Source organism: Streptomyces milbemycinicus (assembly GCF_002154605.1).
Taxonomy (GTDB): domain Bacteria; phylum Actinomycetota; class Actinomycetes; order Streptomycetales; family Streptomycetaceae; genus Streptomyces; species Streptomyces milbemycinicus.
In genome coordinates this window covers 1-698 of the sequence record NZ_MUNE01001252.1, presented here as the reverse complement: position 1 = coordinate 698, position 698 = coordinate 1, and the positions used below count along the sequence as shown (strand labels likewise).

Genomic DNA, 698 nt, shown 5'->3' with positions numbered 1-698 from the left:
GCCGAAGAACCGCTCGTGGTCGCCCGGTTCGAAGCGGGCCAGTCCGCGGTAGGGCGGTGTGGCGTCGTCGTCCTCGGCCGGGAGGCCGGTCGTCTCCTCCGCCGCCTCGCGCCAGCGCGCCTCCCAGGCGATCCGGTCGGCCGGGTCTCCGCCGCATGCCTCCACATACGCGAGCGTGACCGGGAGCGAGGGGAGTTGGTCCCCCGCGGCGGCCCGGGACAGCGTGGTGAGCGAGTACGGCACCCGTTGCGCCATCGCCCGGTAGGTCGGCCCGCCCGCCTCGCTCCGCAGCTTGCGCAGCTCGTACGCGAACCGCTGAACCGGGCCCGCGCTCGGATCCAGCGGGCTCTCCTTGCGGCCCATGTCCCATCTCCCCCACCTGACGGACTGGTACGGCCCCAGACGCTACTCCCTTTGTTTCGTACGGCGACTGGGCTGCCGAACAACCGCCGGACCGGTGAAGTGGACCGTACGTCCTCCGCGGGGGTGAGGGCGTCACGGAGAACGAAAGAACAGGAAGAGAGGTGGGGGCTCATGCCACTTTGGGGGCGGATCGCCACGGCGGTCATGGGGGTCGCCCTGTTGGTCGCTCCGTTCCTCCCCTTCGTCCCAGGAGTTCACGCGGAGTCGGCCACGGGGGTCGCGCACTTGCCCGCGGGGTTCTCGGGAGGGGGATGAACTGTCTCTCATACACATCG

The 698-nt window shown here is 70.6% G+C and carries 1 protein-coding gene; it reads right to left on the bottom strand.

Annotated elements, in window-relative coordinates:
• Positions 1-363: helix-turn-helix domain-containing protein (locus CCN51_RS52440; RefSeq protein ID WP_143676266.1), on the bottom strand; the 363-nt coding region annotated here is incomplete at its 3' end.
• Between the last annotated feature and the right edge of the window lie 335 nt (positions 364-698).